General features: G+C 35.0%; 18 protein-coding genes. 11 read left to right on the top strand and 7 right to left on the bottom strand.

Features of this window, described 5'->3' with window-relative positions; all coding sequences use genetic code 11:
• Positions 1 to 246 precede the first annotated feature (246 nt).
• The 5 genes from queA (at position 247) to NBX25_RS18640 (ending at position 5647) form a co-directional block, all read left to right on the top strand.
• The gene (gene queA / locus NBX25_RS18620; RefSeq protein ID WP_250254869.1) at positions 247 to 1296 is read left to right on the top strand and encodes a tRNA preQ1(34) S-adenosylmethionine ribosyltransferase-isomerase QueA; all 1050 of its coding nucleotides are present in this window, start codon (positions 247 to 249) and stop codon (positions 1294 to 1296) included.
• 71 nt (positions 1297 to 1367) lie between these two features.
• Positions 1368 to 2402, top strand: a complete 1035-nt coding sequence (gene rlmN, locus NBX25_RS18625) for a dual-specificity RNA methyltransferase RlmN (RefSeq protein ID WP_123910866.1) — start codon at positions 1368 to 1370, stop codon at positions 2400 to 2402.
• 75 nt (positions 2403 to 2477) lie between these two features.
• Positions 2478 to 3425, top strand: coding sequence for a sterol desaturase family protein (locus NBX25_RS18630; RefSeq protein WP_123910867.1), 948 nt, complete (start codon positions 2478 to 2480; stop codon positions 3423 to 3425).
• 292 nt (positions 3426 to 3717) lie between these two features.
• Positions 3718 to 4596, top strand: a complete 879-nt coding sequence (locus NBX25_RS18635; protein WP_250254872.1) for a hypothetical protein — start codon at positions 3718 to 3720, stop codon at positions 4594 to 4596.
• Between the two features lie 73 nt (positions 4597 to 4669).
• Complete coding sequence (locus tag NBX25_RS18640; RefSeq protein WP_250254874.1) at positions 4670 to 5647, top strand: polyprenyl synthetase family protein; 978 nt, start codon at positions 4670 to 4672, stop codon at positions 5645 to 5647.
• A 1-nt stretch (position 5648) separates the two neighbouring features.
• Here NBX25_RS18640 and NBX25_RS18645 read toward each other — a convergent pair whose 3' ends face one another.
• Positions 5649 to 5942 carry a hypothetical protein gene (locus tag NBX25_RS18645; protein WP_123910870.1) on the bottom strand — a complete coding sequence of 98 codons (294 nt, stop codon included), beginning with the start codon at positions 5940 to 5942 and terminating at the stop codon, positions 5649 to 5651.
• A gap of 137 nt (positions 5943 to 6079) precedes the next feature.
• Between NBX25_RS18645 and NBX25_RS18650 the strand changes: the two genes are divergently transcribed.
• Together NBX25_RS18650 and NBX25_RS18655 are read left to right on the top strand one after the other, a co-directional pair.
• Entirely contained in the window at positions 6080 to 8512 is a 2433-nt protein-coding gene (locus NBX25_RS18650; protein WP_123910871.1) for an alpha-ketoacid dehydrogenase subunit alpha/beta, read from the top strand.
• 161 nt (positions 8513 to 8673) lie between these two features.
• Positions 8674 to 9525, top strand: coding sequence for a GLPGLI family protein (locus NBX25_RS18655; protein ID WP_250254876.1), 852 nt, complete (start codon positions 8674 to 8676; stop codon positions 9523 to 9525).
• A 51-nt stretch (positions 9526 to 9576) separates the two neighbouring features.
• Here NBX25_RS18655 and NBX25_RS18660 read toward each other — a convergent pair whose 3' ends face one another.
• The gene (locus NBX25_RS18660; RefSeq protein WP_250254878.1) at positions 9577 to 9993 is read right to left on the bottom strand and encodes a carboxymuconolactone decarboxylase family protein; all 417 of its coding nucleotides are present in this window, start codon (positions 9991 to 9993) and stop codon (positions 9577 to 9579) included.
• 244 nt (positions 9994 to 10237) lie between these two features.
• Between NBX25_RS18660 and NBX25_RS18665 the strand changes: the two genes are divergently transcribed.
• Positions 10238 to 10963, top strand: a complete 726-nt coding sequence (locus NBX25_RS18665; RefSeq protein WP_123910874.1) for an HNH endonuclease — start codon at positions 10238 to 10240, stop codon at positions 10961 to 10963.
• 145 nt (positions 10964 to 11108) lie between these two features.
• Here the strand turns inward: NBX25_RS18665 and NBX25_RS18670 are convergent, their stop codons facing one another.
• Positions 11109 to 11486, bottom strand: a complete 378-nt coding sequence (locus tag NBX25_RS18670; protein ID WP_123910875.1) for a winged helix-turn-helix transcriptional regulator — start codon at positions 11484 to 11486, stop codon at positions 11109 to 11111.
• A 122-nt stretch (positions 11487 to 11608) separates the two neighbouring features.
• On the opposite strand from NBX25_RS18670, the gene NBX25_RS18675 reads away from it, so the two are divergent.
• Positions 11609 to 12670 (top strand): NADH:flavin oxidoreductase, encoded by a 1062-nt coding sequence (locus tag NBX25_RS18675; RefSeq protein WP_250254880.1) that lies wholly within the window; start codon positions 11609 to 11611, stop codon positions 12668 to 12670.
• Between the two features lie 187 nt (positions 12671 to 12857).
• Here the strand turns inward: NBX25_RS18675 and NBX25_RS18680 are convergent, their stop codons facing one another.
• From NBX25_RS18680 to NBX25_RS18690, 3 genes are all read right to left on the bottom strand, one after another.
• Positions 12858 to 13013, bottom strand: coding sequence for a bacteriocin-like protein (locus NBX25_RS18680; protein WP_250254882.1), 156 nt, complete (start codon positions 13011 to 13013; stop codon positions 12858 to 12860).
• Positions 13014 to 13138: 125 nt separating this feature from the next.
• Positions 13139 to 13300 carry a bacteriocin-like protein gene (locus tag NBX25_RS18685; protein ID WP_164464470.1) on the bottom strand — a complete coding sequence of 54 codons (162 nt, stop codon included), beginning with the start codon at positions 13298 to 13300 and terminating at the stop codon, positions 13139 to 13141.
• 54 nt (positions 13301 to 13354) lie between these two features.
• Positions 13355 to 13510, bottom strand: coding sequence for a hypothetical protein (locus NBX25_RS18690; RefSeq protein ID WP_250254884.1), 156 nt, complete (start codon positions 13508 to 13510; stop codon positions 13355 to 13357).
• A 198-nt stretch (positions 13511 to 13708) separates the two neighbouring features.
• Between NBX25_RS18690 and NBX25_RS18695 the strand changes: the two genes are divergently transcribed.
• On the top strand, positions 13709 to 14131 hold the full coding sequence (locus tag NBX25_RS18695) for a hypothetical protein (protein WP_250254886.1): 423 nt from the start codon (positions 13709 to 13711) through the stop codon (positions 14129 to 14131).
• A gap of 106 nt (positions 14132 to 14237) precedes the next feature.
• On the opposite strand, the gene NBX25_RS18700 is transcribed toward NBX25_RS18695, so the two are convergent.
• Positions 14238 to 15440, bottom strand: coding sequence for a C1 family peptidase (locus NBX25_RS18700; protein ID WP_250254888.1), 1203 nt, complete (start codon positions 15438 to 15440; stop codon positions 14238 to 14240).
• A 199-nt stretch (positions 15441 to 15639) separates the two neighbouring features.
• On the opposite strand from NBX25_RS18700, the gene NBX25_RS18705 reads away from it, so the two are divergent.
• On the top strand, positions 15640 to 16158 hold the full coding sequence (locus tag NBX25_RS18705; protein WP_250254889.1) for an RNA polymerase sigma factor: 519 nt from the start codon (positions 15640 to 15642) through the stop codon (positions 16156 to 16158).
• The last annotated feature ends 2 nt before the right edge of the window (positions 16159 to 16160 follow it).

The raw sequence follows: 16160 nt of genomic DNA on the forward strand, positions 1-16160 counted from the left end.
TGTTTATTTTTTTTATTATAGAAATAAGATGCGAACCGTTTAGAAAGTGAATTTTGCTAACTGATTCCATCAATCTATTTTATTTTTTGACTAAAATAAACTTTTTTAACATAAAAACTCCCATCTAATCACTGTTTTACATTTGATTGAAAATAATACTTGACAAAGGGGTATTCAATGTTGTATATTTGCACTCCGAAAATTACACCTTGTAATTTCAATAATTTTTAAACCGTAATTTAAAAAATGAAAACATCAGATTTTAATTTTGATCTTCCTGCGGAATTATTGGCAGAACACCCATCAGAGCATAGAGATGAGGCTAGATTAATGGTTCTTGATAGAAAAACACAAACTATCGAGCACAAATTATTCAAAGATGTAGTGGATTATTTTGACGAGGACGATTTGTTCATCTTCAACAATACTAAAGTTTTCCCTGCACGTCTTTATGGAAATAAAGAGAAAACAGGTGCTAAAATCGAAGTCTTCCTTTTAAGAGAGCTTGATAAGGAAACAAGAGTTTGGGATGTTTTGGTAGATCCTGCAAGAAAAATAAGAATTGGTAACAAATTATTCTTCACTGAAGATGAGTCTTTGGTAGCTGAGGTTATCGATAACACTACATCAAGAGGAAGAACATTAAGATTCTTATTCGACGGTTCTTATGATGAATTCAGAACAAAACTGAAGGAATTAGGAGAAACTCCACTTCCAAAATATATCAAAAGAGCAGTAGAACCAGAAGATGCAGAAAGATATCAGACTATTTATGCTAAAGTAGAAGGAGCAGTAGCTGCCCCTACAGCAGGTCTTCACTTCTCTAAACATTTGCTAAAGAGATTAGAGATCAAAGGAATCAATTTTGCTGAAGTTACCCTTCACGTAGGATTAGGAACTTTCAACCCAATTGAGGTGGAAGATCTTTCTAAGCACAAAATGGAATCAGAAGAAATCATTATTGATGAGAAAAACGCTGATATCATTAACAAAGCTGTAGATTCTCACAGAAGAGTTTGTGCGGTAGGAACTACAACGATGAGAGCATTGGAAACTTCTGTTTCTTCAAACAAAAAAATCTCTGCTTTCAACGGTTGGACGAATAAATTTATTTATCCGCCTCACGATTTTGGAGTAGCGACTTCAATGATCACGAATTTCCATACGCCGAAATCTACATTATTGATGATGATTGCAGCATTTGCTGGAAGAGATTTTGTAATGCAGGCTTATGAAGAAGCAGTAAGAGAAAAATATAAGTTTTATTCTTACGGTGACGCAATGTTAATTCTATAAAAAAAGATATTAGGTACAGGTTGCAGGGAGTAATTACCTGCAACCTCAAGCCTACAATCTACAACCTTACAATGAAAGATATCCGTATATTATCATTAAATCAGCTTAAAGACTACTTTGTATCTTTAGGAGAAAAACCGTTTCGTGCGAAGCAGGTTTATGATTGGCTATGGAGTAAAAACCTCCATTCGATTGATGAAATGACGAATCTTTCGAAATCTCTTCGTGAAAAAATTTCCGAAGAATATACCATTAATCCTGTTTCCGTAGATCTTCTTCAGAAAAGTACCGACGGAACTATCAAAAACGGAGTAAAACTTCACGACGGATTATTGGTAGAATCTGTTCTTATTCCAACAGAAACAAGAACTACAGCCTGTGTATCTTCACAGGTAGGCTGTTCATTGAACTGCGAATTTTGTGCTACCGCAAAACTGAAAAGAATGCGAAATCTTGAAGTAGCGGAAATTGTAGACCAGGTTGCCCTGATTGACAGCCAAAGCAGAATGTATTTTGACAGACCGCTTAGCAATATTGTATTCATGGGAATGGGAGAACCGATGATGAACTACAAAAATGTAGTGGAAGCCATCAGAAAAATCACTCAGCCGGAAGGATTGGGAATGTCTCCAAGAAGAATTACTGTTTCTACTTCAGGAATTCCAAAAATGATCAAAATGCTTGCTGATGATGAATTGCGTGTGAAACTGGCATTGTCCCTTCACTCAGCCATTGAAGTAAAGCGTAATGAAATTATGCCTTTCTCAGATAAATTCCCATTGACAGATATTATGGAGGCACTTCAGTACTGGTATCAGAAAACAGGTTCCGTAATCACTTTTGAATACTGTGTATGGAAAGGAATTAATGATGGAGATGAAGATATTAAAGCTTTAATTAAATACTGTAAGCAGGTTCCTTCAAAGGTAAACCTTATTCAATACAACCCGATCGGGGACGGAAAATATGACCAATGCAACAAGCAGGCTGAAGAAAACTATATCCGTCAGCTTGAAAATGCAGGTATTACCGTAATGGTCAGAAGAAGCCGTGGAGGAGATATTGATGCTGCCTGTGGGCAATTAGCCAACAAAAATGCAGATTAAAATTTCCTTAAAAAAACCTTAAAATTCTCTTAAAGCATCGCTTAAAACCCTACCTTTGCACAAAATTATTTTGTGATGATGGAGTATTTTATGAGCGAGAACGGGCTAGAAAACGTATATGCATGGTCCATTCCATTGCATGCTACGGTTATTTTAGCTGAGATGATTTACAGCCACGTTTCTGAGGCGAAGTTATACAGTGGAAAAGACCTTGCTACAAATGTTTATCTTGCTTTGATGAACTTTGGTCTTGACCTGATTATGAAGGCGTTTGCAATGGGGGTCATGTTTTTCTTTTACCACCACAGACTTTTTTCATGGGATCTTAGCATCTGGTATTTACTGGCTTGTTTTGTAATCACGGATTTTGCCTACTATGTGTTGCATTATGTGGATCACCGTTCCAGAGCATTCTGGGCTGTTCATATTACGCATCATAGTTCAGAGTTCTTTAACCTTACAACAGGTTTCAGAAGCCCGGTTTTACAGCCACTTTACAGATATTTATACTTTTCCCCATTAGCATTTTTAGGCTTTAATCCGTGGCATATCATGGTGGCCTATGCTATTGGACAGGTATATGGAACATGGGTACACACACAGACGGTAAAAAGTATGGGCGTTTTAGAACATATTCTGGTAACCCCTTCTCACCACCGTGTACATCATGCTTGTAACATCAAGTATCTGGATAAAAATATGGGAATGTGCCTTATTATCTGGGATAAAATATTTGGGACCTTCCAGAAAGAAGATCCGAATATTCCCGTGAAATATGGAATTTATCCAAAAATGCCGGACAACAGACCTGATACGGTGCTCTTCTATGAATGGAGAAAAATCTGGAAAGATCTTAAACAGCCCGGCCTAAAATTTACTGATAGAATTAATTATATTTTCAATTCACCGGGATGGAGGCATGACGGAACCGGAAAAACAGTAAGACAATATCAGAAAGAATATTTTGCAAAACAGGCTAGAAAAGAGCAAGAAAAGAATCAGAAGCAACAGAAAACTGCTTAATTTCAAAAAGAAAATCAATAAGAATCTATAAAGAAAGGTGGGCTTTTGGCTCACCTTTTTATTTTTTTGAAGCTTAAAATCTATAGATAAACAGTAAAGTATTTAAATAAATAACCTAAACCCTGCATAGTATTTCAGCGTAGGGTTCACAAAGGATTTGATTAAAAAACGAAAAAACGCCCAAACAGTTCCGCGTATTTTTTGCATTATTTTACTCATTCCCATCCTGCAAACTCTAAAACTCTCTTATCCCGAAATCCTCTATTTAAACTAAAAGTCCTATTTTTGCACTATGAAAAGAACATTTCTTCTACTGGCTTTTCTTGCCTTTCAAACAGCATTTTCTCAACAAACAGATTTCCTGAAAATAAAAAAATACAGAATCAATCATTTGGATGATAAGATCCAGGAGACATCTGGACTCAATTTCTTTAATGGAAAGCTATATACCTTCAATGATAGCGGAAACGCTCCGGAATTGTTTGAAATCAATAAAACCTCAGGAGAAGTGGTGAAAACCTTAAAAGTAAATGCCAGAAATACCGACTGGGAAGCATTGACCAATGATGGCAGCAATTTCTATATTGGGGATTTCGGAAATAACGATGGCAGTAGAAGGCATCTTACCATTTATAAAGTTCCTTTTCAGGGAGATAGTCTGCAAAACAGCCAGGTAAAGGAGATAAAATTTCATTATCCGGAACAGACTGACTATAAATCCAGCTATTTTAATACCGATTATGATGCAGAAGCCATGGTATATGCTCATGGAAAACTTCATTTGTTTACCAAAGAATGGGTTTCAAAATCAACGGTACATTATATAATTGATCCTGAAAAGAATGAAAAGCAGGATGCTTTAAAGGCAGAAACCTATAAGACAAACTTCATGGTGACTGATGCCGCTTATTTTGATAAAAAACTTTATCTGGTAGGATATAGCAAGAAAACAGAGGTTTTTATGGATGTATTTTCTGAAACTGAGCCGGGAGTATTTTTTAAAGAAAGACCAAAGCATTATTATTTAGGAAGTGCTTTGTCCATAGGGCAAATTGAGGGGATAGCAGTAGATGAAACAGGCATTTCTATTTCAGGAGAAAAGTTTAAGTCTCCATTAGGAAAGACAAAGCCCTCACTTTATTTTATCCCCAAAGAGCAACTCAAAGATTAATTTTCTCTTAAAATTGAGCGAAAAAAATTATCTTTGTGAGAATTAATGATTATTCACCCAGCATTCGCAGATTTTGGCAAATACAGTAGAAGAAATTAAACGACCGATCAACGATGAAATGAAACTTTTTGAACAGAAGTTTTATGAGTCAATGCAGAGTAAAGTAGCTTTATTGGATAAAGTAACCCGTTTTATTGTTACTACCAAAGGAAAGCAAATGCGTCCTATGTTTGTCTTTCTTTGTGCCAAGCTGGTAGGAAGTGTTACTGAAAAAACGTATCGTGGTGCCTCCATGATTGAGCTGATTCACACAGCTACTCTGGTACATGATGATGTGGTGGATGAAAGTTTTAAGCGTCGTAATTTTTTCTCTATTAATGCATTATGGAAGAACAAAATTGCTGTTTTGGTAGGAGATTATCTATTATCAAAATCAGTATTGTTATCTACAGATCATAAAGATTACGATTTATTGGGGGTTATTTCAAGAACAATTCGTGAAATGTCTGAAGGCGAGCTTCTTCAATTGGAAAAAGCCAGAAAACTGGATATTACAGAAGATGTTTATTATGAAATTATCCGTCAGAAAACAGCAACTTTGATTGCTGCCTGTTGTGAAATTGGAGTATTGTCTAACAGTACGGATGAAGTGCTTGCCAAAAAGATGCAGGACTTCGGAACTTTCACGGGAATGGCTTTCCAGATCAAAGATGACCTTTTTGATTATTTAAGCTCTAATGTCATTGGTAAGCCGGTTGGAATTGATATTAAAGAAAAGAAAATGACTTTGCCTTTGATTCATACGCTGAAAATAGCCGGTGAAAAAGACAGAAAATACTATTTTGATACCATCAAGCGTTATAATAACAATCCTAAAAGAGTAAAAGAACTGATTGAGTTCGTTAAAAACTCAGGTGGATTAGAGTACGCCATCACCGTAATGAAAGATTTCCAGCAGAAGGCAAAAGATATTCTGAATGAATTCCCGGAATCTGAAGCAAGAACGTCTTTACACATTATGCTGGATTATGTAATTGAGCGAAAATTTTAAATTAAATAATTTTCAGGGTTACAATAATAACGGCTAGAACTATACAAAATAAAGCAATTAAAAATAAATAATCCGCAATACTCTCAAACGAGTATTCCCGCTTTTTATTCCCTGTTCTGATTGCCAGAAAGGAAAAGAAACAGCTGCATGCAAAAAGGATACAGGCAAATCCTGCAAATTCATCTAAATACGTATTTTGGCTGATTTTAGCGATCTTCAGAGAGGTAATGATTATCAATGAAAACCCTAAAAGATTGCTTGATGCATTCAGGATATGAGGTGATTTTTTTTCCATCTTTTACAAATTTTTTCAAAATAAAGCACAATTTTTTTTATTATCAAATTTTTAAAAAAGATTATTAAAAATTAAAATTAATTTAAAAAGTGTATATTAGCGGAATACTTGAAGAACAAAAACTTTTTTACTTAGCTATGCAAACAACCTATATTGAAACACAGCAAATATCCTTCCAGGACTTTAAAAATCAGATACTTGATGATTACAGGTTAGGAAGAGTTTCTCGTGAAATGTCTTATCTCGGAAGGAGAGAAGTACTGACTGGAAAAGCTAAATTTGGAATTTTTGGGGATGGTAAAGAACTTCCTCAGCTTGCAATGGCGAAGGTTTTCAGAAATGGAGACTTCCGTTCAGGGTATTACAGAGATCAGACTTTTGCATTGGCCATTAATGCTTTAACGGCAGAAAGTTTCTTTGCACAGATGTATGCTGATACCAGTGTGGAAAGAGAACCGGCTTCAGCAGGAAGACAGATGAATGGGCACTTTGCCACAAGAAGCTTAAATGAAGACGGAAGCTGGAAAGATTTAACGGCACAGAAAAATATTTCTTCCGATATTTCTCCTACCGCAGGACAAATGCCAAGATTATTGGGATTGGCTCAGGCTTCTACTATATATAAAAATGTAAAATTTGACGGTTCTGAGAAGTTTTCAAGAGAAGGAAATGAAATTGCTTTCGGAACAATTGGTGATGCTTCTACAGCAGAAGGTCATTTTTGGGAAACATTGAACGCAGCATGTGCGCTTCAGGTTCCTATGATCGTTTCAATCTGGGATGACGGATACGGAATTTCTGTTCCTACTAAAAACCAGAGAGCAAAAGCTGATATCAGCGAAATGCTAAGCGGTTTCCAAAGAAAAGAAGGAGAGAACCAAGGATGTGAGATCATTCAGGTGAAAGCTTGGGATTATGCAGCATTATTGGATGCTTATGCGAAAGCAGAGCATTTTGCAAGAACAGAAAGTGTTCCTGTAGTAGTACATGTGGTAGATGTTACCCAACCTCAAGGGCACTCTACATCAGGATCTCACGAAAGATATAAAAATGAAGCGCGTTTAGCTTGGGAAGCTGAGTTTGACGGGTTGGTGAAATTCAAAGAGTGGATTCTAAACTATTCTATTGAAATTGATGGAAAAGAAGAGGTAATTGCTACGGCTGAAGAATTGGATGCTATTGATGAAGAAGCTAAAAAAGTTGCTAAGGCTGGACAAAAAACAGCTTGGGATAACTATCAGGCTGCTATCAAGGAATTAATTCAGTCTATTGTTCCTTTAGTAGAAAACCTTAAAGGTCAGAATACGGAAGTAGAAACAGCGCTTACTCACTTCAACAAATTGGTTTCAAAAGCGAAGAAAGATGTATTCCATTTGGCGAGAAAAGCTTTATTGGCAACAAGAGGTACCAATTCTGCAGAAAGAAATCAGTTGATGCAGAAGTACAATGAAGCCTCTGAAGTTGAAAAAGATAACTATTCATCTCACTTATATTCTGAATCTGAGTGGAAAGCTGAAAACATTCAGGAAATTAAACCTGTTTACTCAGACAACTCTGAAGATGTAGATGGAAGAGTCGTGATCAGAAATAATTTTGATAAAATCTTTGAAAAATATCCTGAAACATTAATCTTTGGAGAAGATACCGGAAACATCGGTGACGTAAACCAGGGATTAGAAGGTATGCAGGAGAAATACGGAGCATTGCGTATTGCTGATACCGGAATTCGTGAAGCCACAATTCTTGGACAGGGAATTGGTATGGCCATGAGAGGGTTGAGACCAATTGCTGAAATCCAGTATTTAGACTATGTTCTTTACTGTCTACAGGGAATGAGTGATGATCTGGCAACGGTACATTATAGAACCAAAGGAGGACAGAAAGCTCCATTAATTATCAGAACAAGAGGACACAGATTGGAAGGAATCTGGCATTCAGGTTCTCCAATGGCGGGAATTCTTAATCTTTCAAAAGGTATTTTAGTATTGGTACCAAGAAATCTTACGAAAGCTGCCGGATTCTATAACACAATGCTTCAGGCGGACGAACCTGCAATCATCGTAGAATGTCTGAACGGATACAGATTAAAAGAAAAGCAACCTGATAACTTAGGAGAATTCACTGTTCCTGTAGGTAAAATTGAAGTGACAAAAGAAGGAAAAGATGTTACTCTGGTAACTTACGGTTCTACTTGGAGAATTGTAACAGAAGCTGCTAATGAACTAGAAAAATTAGGAATTTCTGCAGAAGTAATCGATATCCAGTCATTAATTCCTTTCGATTTATCTCACGAAATTGCTGAAAGCGTTAAGAAAACGAATAGATTAGTAGTGATTGACGAAGATGTAGAAGGTGGAACTACTGGATTTATCTTACAGCAGATATTAGAAAAACAGAAAGCTTTCAGATATCTGGATTCAGATCCGTTAACGATCTCTGCTAACGATCACAGACCAGCGTATGCAAGTGATGGTGACTATTTCAGTAAGCCGTCTGCAGATGATATGGTAGAAAAGATTTACGCTATGTTTAATGAAACCAATCCTCAGAAATATCCAGCGATATTCTAATTAGGATTAAAGATAAATATGAACCGCTTTCAAAAGGAAGCGGTTTTTTTGATTATAATGCCGGGATTATCAGGTAGAAATTGTTTTTTTATCAGTAGTTATTCAGTTTTGCTTTTGTCATGATAAAAAATATATGCATTTTTATAGTGAAAACGCTCTCCATGGATTACAATAAAAAATTATTTCAATTATCACTCTTATTTTTAAGTGTTTTATTCTATTCTCAATCAGACAAAAAAGAGCTTTTGCATGGGAATTTTACCTATCTGTTAAAAGCTAAAATAAATACACAGACTCCTGATTATATACACGAAGAACTTTTCTCATTACACATAGGTGAAAATCGTACTTTTTTTGCGAGTGTCCAATCTCTTAAAAAAGATACAGTGATGGCAAACTCTATTGTATCCACCAAAAACCCTGATGGAAGTATAGTCATGAGTCTCAAAAACGGTACATCACTGCCAAAAACAAAATTTCCTTATACCATTATACAATCTAATGAAAAAATACAGTACTTTCAACCGGTGGGGATGGCAGTACTTACTTATAAAGAGCCAATAATAGGGAATTGGAAACTCATTGATGAAACAAAAACGATTAATACAATTACCTGTAAAAAAGCAACAGTTACCTATAAAGGAAGAAACTGGATCGCATGGTATTCGACCGAAATTCCACTTCCTTATGGTCCTTACAAATTCAGTGGATTACCAGGATTAATCATCAAAATAGCAGATGAAAAAAATGAATATGATTTTGAACTCGTAAAATCTGTACCTACTTCTGAATTGGAAGGAAAATTCATTAATATAAAGAAAACACGATATACTGAAGCTATTGAAACTACCCAATCGAAATTTCAACAGGCACTAAAAGCCCATAATGAAAATATTGCAGCCGTATTGGCTAGTTCTGGAACTACTATCTTAGGGGGCCAGGAAAAGATCAATCAAAGGCAGAAAGAATTAGATCTGAACAGAAAGTATTTAAACCCTATAGAACTGGAATAACTTATATCAGGTTAGGATAACGGGCTGTCTGATGCAACAGCCCATTTAATATTAATCCTCTTCAGCTAGAGTAATCCGCAGTTTATTTAAAGTACTCATCAAAGTTATACTTGCATTCAATTCCACAAATTCCCGTTCTGTAAAATGCTGTAACAACCTTTCCCTGATTTCCTGTATATTATTATTGTGGTAAGTTATAGCTTCTGTCCAGCTCAAAACAAGCTTCTGTTTTACATCAAAGGCATTGGTGTGTTTCCACCGGGGTAATCTGTTAATGACATCCTGTTCAATACCAAAATTAAGAAGTTCTTTGGCGTGATAACTGCAGCAGTAAGCACATCCGTTGATTTGTGATACGCGAAGTTCTGCTAATGCAATCAGTTTTTCATCAATGCCAGACTTTCTGATGCTGGAATGGGCTTTATACAGATGACCAATGGTTTCTTTCGCAATTTCTTTGTAATTCATAATGACAATTTTTTCTGCAAATTTGCGCCAGAAACAGTTGTGAAACTCTATCCTTACTTTTTCGTGTTATACTAACCTTTTTGAAAGTAGGTTATCTATGATGGTTTAATTGATCAAGGAATATATAATTAATATTTAGTAATTTATTTTAAATTACTTATGTAGTTTTTGAATGTGTGTTTAATATTTTAATCAAAATGACATTTTTGAAGTAATATGTGTTAATTTTACTTTAAAATATTTTATGAGAAACCCTAAGTGGCAGAGAGATGAATTGATCTTAACGTTGAATTTGTATTATAATCTTGATTCTAAGTTATTTACGAATACTAATTCTAAGATTATTGAGTTGTCTAAACAATTAAATAGCCTTCCCATATATTCACAAGAAGAGAGAAATTTGAATTTCAGAAATGCCAATGGTGTGGCTATGAAATTAAGTAATTTTATGGCTATTGATATAGATAATACGAATAGAGGATTATCAAGTTACTCTAAAAAAGATGAAGAAATTTTCAATGAATTTTATGGGAGAATAAATGAATTAAAGCAGATTGCTAACTTAATTTTGAATTCAATTCAGGAGAAAGAAGTATTGATTCAACTTTACAGTATAGAAAATGAATCTGATCATGTTATGGAAGGCTCTGAGGGGGGTGTTTTATATAAGCTTCACAAATTAAGAGAGCGAGATAGTGGACTGATAAATAAGAAAAAACAAAAAGTACTAAAGGAGATGGGTAAGCTAGAATGTGAAGTTTGCAGTTTCAATTTCTATGATATCTATGGAGAACTTGGATATAAATTTATTGAATGTCATCATATAAGACCATTGTCGACTTATGAATCTAAACAGAAAACCACATTGGAAGACTTGGCTTTGGTATGTTCAAATTGCCATAGGATGCTCCATAGGAATATTAAAGATATGTCTATTGAAAGACTAAAGGAGATTATTAATAATAATTAAAAAAAGGTAAGGATATACAATATTATATACATTTGTTTTATTCTATTATGTCATTTTGAATGTAACAAAGTGAAATGAAAAATCTAATGGTCAATGAGATTTTTCCTTTGTCAGAATAATAGAGAATATGAATTTGTATATAATTTTAAATTTTAATGGCCTTTTTCTTTATCAATTCGATACACTCTTCCGAATAGGTTCCTTTCACCTGATATTTCGCTTCCCATTCTTCCAGAAGATATAAAATAGGTAATAAGGCTAATCCTTTTTCTGTAAGAGAATATTCTACTCTTGGAGGAAGTTCCTTAAATTCTTCACGAATTACTAAACCATCAGCCTCCATTTCACGCAGCTGATCGGTCAATACCTTTCTGGAGATAACATTAATACGCACAGCAAGTTCTCCAAAACGTAACTTTCGGTCTTTAATCACCAATACAATAATTGGTTTCCATTTGCTTCCCAAGGCGGCCATTGCTTTGCCTAAAGGACAGCTGTATTGCATTAATTCGTTCTTTTTCATACGTTACTTTGATGTTACTAATGTAAGTTACTGCGAAGTTACCACTATTTTTTTTATAAAGGATACAAAAATGAACTATTATTAGTTACTTTGTGTAACAATTATAAAATGTTATTTTAAATATGAACACATCATCATTATTTAAACCGTTTCAATATAAGAATCTGCAGCTTAAAAATAGAATCGTAATGGCTCCTATGACCAGAGCTCAATCTGACAATGGAGTTCCTACACAGGATATAGCTGATTATTATGGAAGAAGAGCTGCTTCGGAAGTAGGATTGATACTTTCAGAAGGAACTGTTATCAACAGACCAGGTTCAAAAAATCTGCGGAATATCCCGGATTTCTATGGAAATGAAGCTTTAAACGGCTGGAAAAACGTAATTGATACCGTACATCAGAATGGTGGGAAAATGGGACCTCAGATCTGGCATGTTGGAGATACCAGAATGTCAGAAGACTATCCGTTATTACCGATGGAAAAAGCTTCCACAATGACGATTGAAGATATTCAGGATACAATTGCACAGTTTGCTGCTTCAGCAAAAGCAGCGAAAGATCTTGGTTTCGACTGTCTTGAAATTCATGGTGCACATGGTTATCTTATCGATCAGTTTTTTTGGGAAGTGACCAATACTAGAACAGATGAGTATGGTGGCAAAACCTTAAAGGAAAGAGGCCGTTTTGCTGTTGATGTAGTGAAAGCCATCAGAGCAGCAGTAGGAGATGACTTTACTATTATTATCCGTCTTTCTCAATGGAAACAGCAAGATTATAAAACGAAGCTCGCTCTTACTCCCAATGAAATGGAAGATTGGCTGTTACCCTTAAAAGAAGCAGGCGTTGATATTTTCCATTGTTCACAGCGTCGTTTCTGGGAACCTGAATTTGATGGTTCTGATTTAAACTTTGCAGGTTGGGCAAAAAAGATTACAGGACAGCCAACCATTACAGTAGGTTCTGTAGGATTAAACGGAGATTTCCTGAATGCATTTGCGGGACAAGGAACGGAAAAAACGGATCTTACAGAATTGATAAGAAGACTAGACAATGAAGAATTTGATCTTGTTGCGGTAGGGCGTGCTATTTTGCAGGACTATCAGTGGGTAAAAAAGATCAAAGAAGGGAATACAGGAGAAATTCTGGACTTTACAGCAGAAAGTATGGGCGTATTATTTTAATAGGAATGATGAATAGTTAATGAGTTTCGCTGTCAATTTTTTTACAGCATATTTTATTCTTGCGAAGCAAATTAATCATTCACGATTCATATTAATTATCATAATTCACTTTATTTTATATTTAATTTTCACCTATTTATTAAAGAAACCCGCTTTCAGATTTCCTGAAGGCGGGTTTTTGTTTTTATTAGCAGGCGTATTCGTTTGTTACACAATTCCAGTAGGCTGGTTGCCCATTTTCTGCTTTATAACGGCAAGGTCTTGCTCCAGGTTCACAGACAGGAGCATTTCCGCCATTGATTTTCTTTAGTTCTGATTTTGCTAATTTTTTTAGATTTTTCATGTTTAAGGTTTGTATAGGTTGAAAATATTATATTTTCTAAATCATCTGGCCTATTTACTCAATAAAAAAGTTTTCAGTTTTCTTGAAGGGTAAATAAACTGATTTAGAGAATCTGAAAGCTTTCTTTAACGTCTGCATCCGTATTCTACCGGCACACAGTCCCAATAGGCAGGATAACCGTCTGCAGCAGGATAGCGACATGCTATTTGTCCATATTCACATACAGGAGCATTTCCTCCATAAATTTTCTTTAGATTTGATTTTGCAATTTTTTTTAAATTTTTCATGTGTAATAATTTGTAGATTGTTATTATAAGTATTGATTTGATCCTTTTAACGGATTAAGGACACTCTGCAGTCTCAGAAATACATCTCCATCGTTGAGATCCGTCTTTGCCGGTGTAGTAGCATGCCTGAGTTCCTGTTGGGCATTCCGGGGCATTTCCACCATTGATTTTCTTTAATTCTGATTTTGCTAATTTTTTATTGTTTTTCATATTGTAGTGATTTGTTTGAGGTTACAAATGTAATATTTTTTATTAATCTTGCAATACTTTGTTTGAAATAGTGCGAATGATTTAAAATTTGAGGATAGAAACGTTTTTTGCTTTATTTGCCTATCAGTTAATTTTCAAATTGAAGAATTTAATAAAATGGCAGATAAATGTTTATTACTTACATTACTATTTCTCTTGATGTCCTGTCAACAAGAGGTAAAGAAAACAGAGTTTCAGGCTGTAGAAAAAAATATTCCGGAACAGAAAAAAGAAGAATATAATATTGAGAGTCAAAAAATAAAAGCCGATACCATCATCACAAAATCAACGATATTACTGTTAGGTCCTGATGATAAAGAGGTAGAGGAAATCAAAAAGAAACAGGGAGAAGATAATTTCTATACGATTGTTGATGACGCTAACTATTATTCAGCAGAAATATTTGAAATTGTGCCTGCAACTATTTTTACAGGGTATCGAATTATTGACTTTCCAAAAGAAAACTATGTCTTTGATAAAAGCCGCTCCGAAAATAAATGGCTGGTCATTGATTATAAACCAGGTTCAAAACCTACGATATACTCTTTAGTAGATTATTATCGTCATATAACCGAAAAATAATCTCTATATAGATCAATATAAACGCGCTCCCATCATGATGGGAGCGCGTTTTTTAACAGATTTAAATATCTAAAACTGCCACGTTAAAATGACAGAAGTGATTTTCTTATAAACCAATGTTTTTAGTTGGTTTCAACTGCTTTAAGATATTCTTTGGAATCGCATTTTTGTGAACCAAAATAGCAGTCGACTTATATTCAACATACGGTCTTGTTACATAAAGATACCCTGCGAAGTCATTGGTTACTCCCCAGGAGTTTTTAACCATATAATATTCCTTACCAGTCTGATCTTTTGCCAATCCTACGATGTGCATCCCGTGGTCATCCGTTGTAGAAAGGTTGTTAAGCCCTTTTTGACGCATATCTTCAGTGATCGTCTTATCTTTTTTAGGCTCTGTAAACAAAGTCTGTTTGTTCTCTGCATTGATCTGATCTAAATCCATATCCGGAACATATGCCACACCATTTTTATAAGAGAAATAAGGCTCAGAAACGTCAGTAGCCCAACCTACAGAATATCCTTTAGTTACTGCATTGTCAATGATGGCTGTAATGTCTTTCATTGGAACATTCCAGTCAGAATCGTGGCTCCAGTTATCAGGAATTGGAACTACAAATTTCTGGTAGTAAGCATAATCTTTGTAAGAAGATAATTCTACATAATCTTCAGGGTTGATTCCTACTACTTCTTTAGCAAAAGTCTTTGGCGTGTAGTTTTTCCCTTCATACGTGAAGTTAGCAGGCACTTTTCCTAAATATTCATCAAGAATAGCATCTACAGAATCCATCCAGTTATCAGTAAGTTTTCCTTTAGAAGAAGCCTGAACAAGGCTGTCAAGAACCGGCTTTAGCTTCCCTTGCATTTCTTTGAAGTTGTTGGTCGTTTGTCCAGCTTTTAATCCTGAATACACATCTTGTGGAACTGCCCCATACTTTTTGTACATGTTGATGACATCGTGAAGTTCTCCACCGTCACCCCAGCTGATAGCACCGTTATTTAAAACATATAACTTCGCTTTATCATGATAAGAATTTCTTGCGGTAAATATTTCAGCAAGATCTACAGGTTTTTTGCCCATTCTCTGCATTTCAGATTCAAGGAAAGAGTTTCCTGAGTAGCTCCAGCAAGTTCCGGATGAACCCTGGTTCTTTACAGAAGTAGCACCAACGTCTTTTAACGTTGTGAACTGAAAATTAGCATTTTGTGAGTGGTTGTTTTTTAACTTATTGATTAAGTCATCTTGGGCAAACATCATACTTCCTGCAGACAAAACAAAAAGTAATGATGCAATTTTCGCATTTTTCATTACTATAAAAAGATTATTTGTATTAATAGTCGTTGATAATAGAGATTTGTTACAAAGGGAAAAGTTAAATTTGAAATTAAAATATTGTTGAAAAAAACAAATAAGCTAATTTTAAAAATAATCTTTTGTTCTAAAAAAGTTGACCATGTTTCCAACCCCAGCTAAAGTTCCTGCATCTATTATAGTATAACTTCTGACAATGGAAAGAGAATTATTAATAGAATGCCAGCGTAACGATCGCAAAGCACAGCGGAAAGTCTACGATAAAATGGCGGGTAAGCTGTATTCAGTTTGCAAACGTTATTTGAAAAACGATGAAGATATAGAAGAAGTATTAGCCGATACCTTCTATAAGATTTTTACAAGAATAAGCCAGCTTCAGAATCCGGATACTTTCGAAGCTTGGGCAAAAAAGATTGCAGTAAATGAATGTCTCCAGAAATTAAGAAATAATAAAGCCTTATTTATTTCCCTGGAAGAAAGTCTGAATGAACCTTCAGAAAGATCTTCAGAGCATATTTCCTTTGAAAAAGATATTCTGAGTCTGCTCAACTTTCTTCCTGAAGGATGCAGAGCCATTTTTAATCTTTTTGCCATTGAAGGATATCCACATAAGGAAATAGCTTCCATGCTTTCCATTAGTGAGGGAACTTCAAAATCCCAGCTCAATTTTGCACGAAAAAAACTTCAGGAACTTTTGGTGAATCAAAACATTTAAAC

It is taken from the genome of Chryseobacterium sp. Marseille-Q3244, from assembly GCF_940807095.1.
Lineage (GTDB): Bacteria > Bacteroidota > Bacteroidia > Flavobacteriales > Weeksellaceae > Chryseobacterium.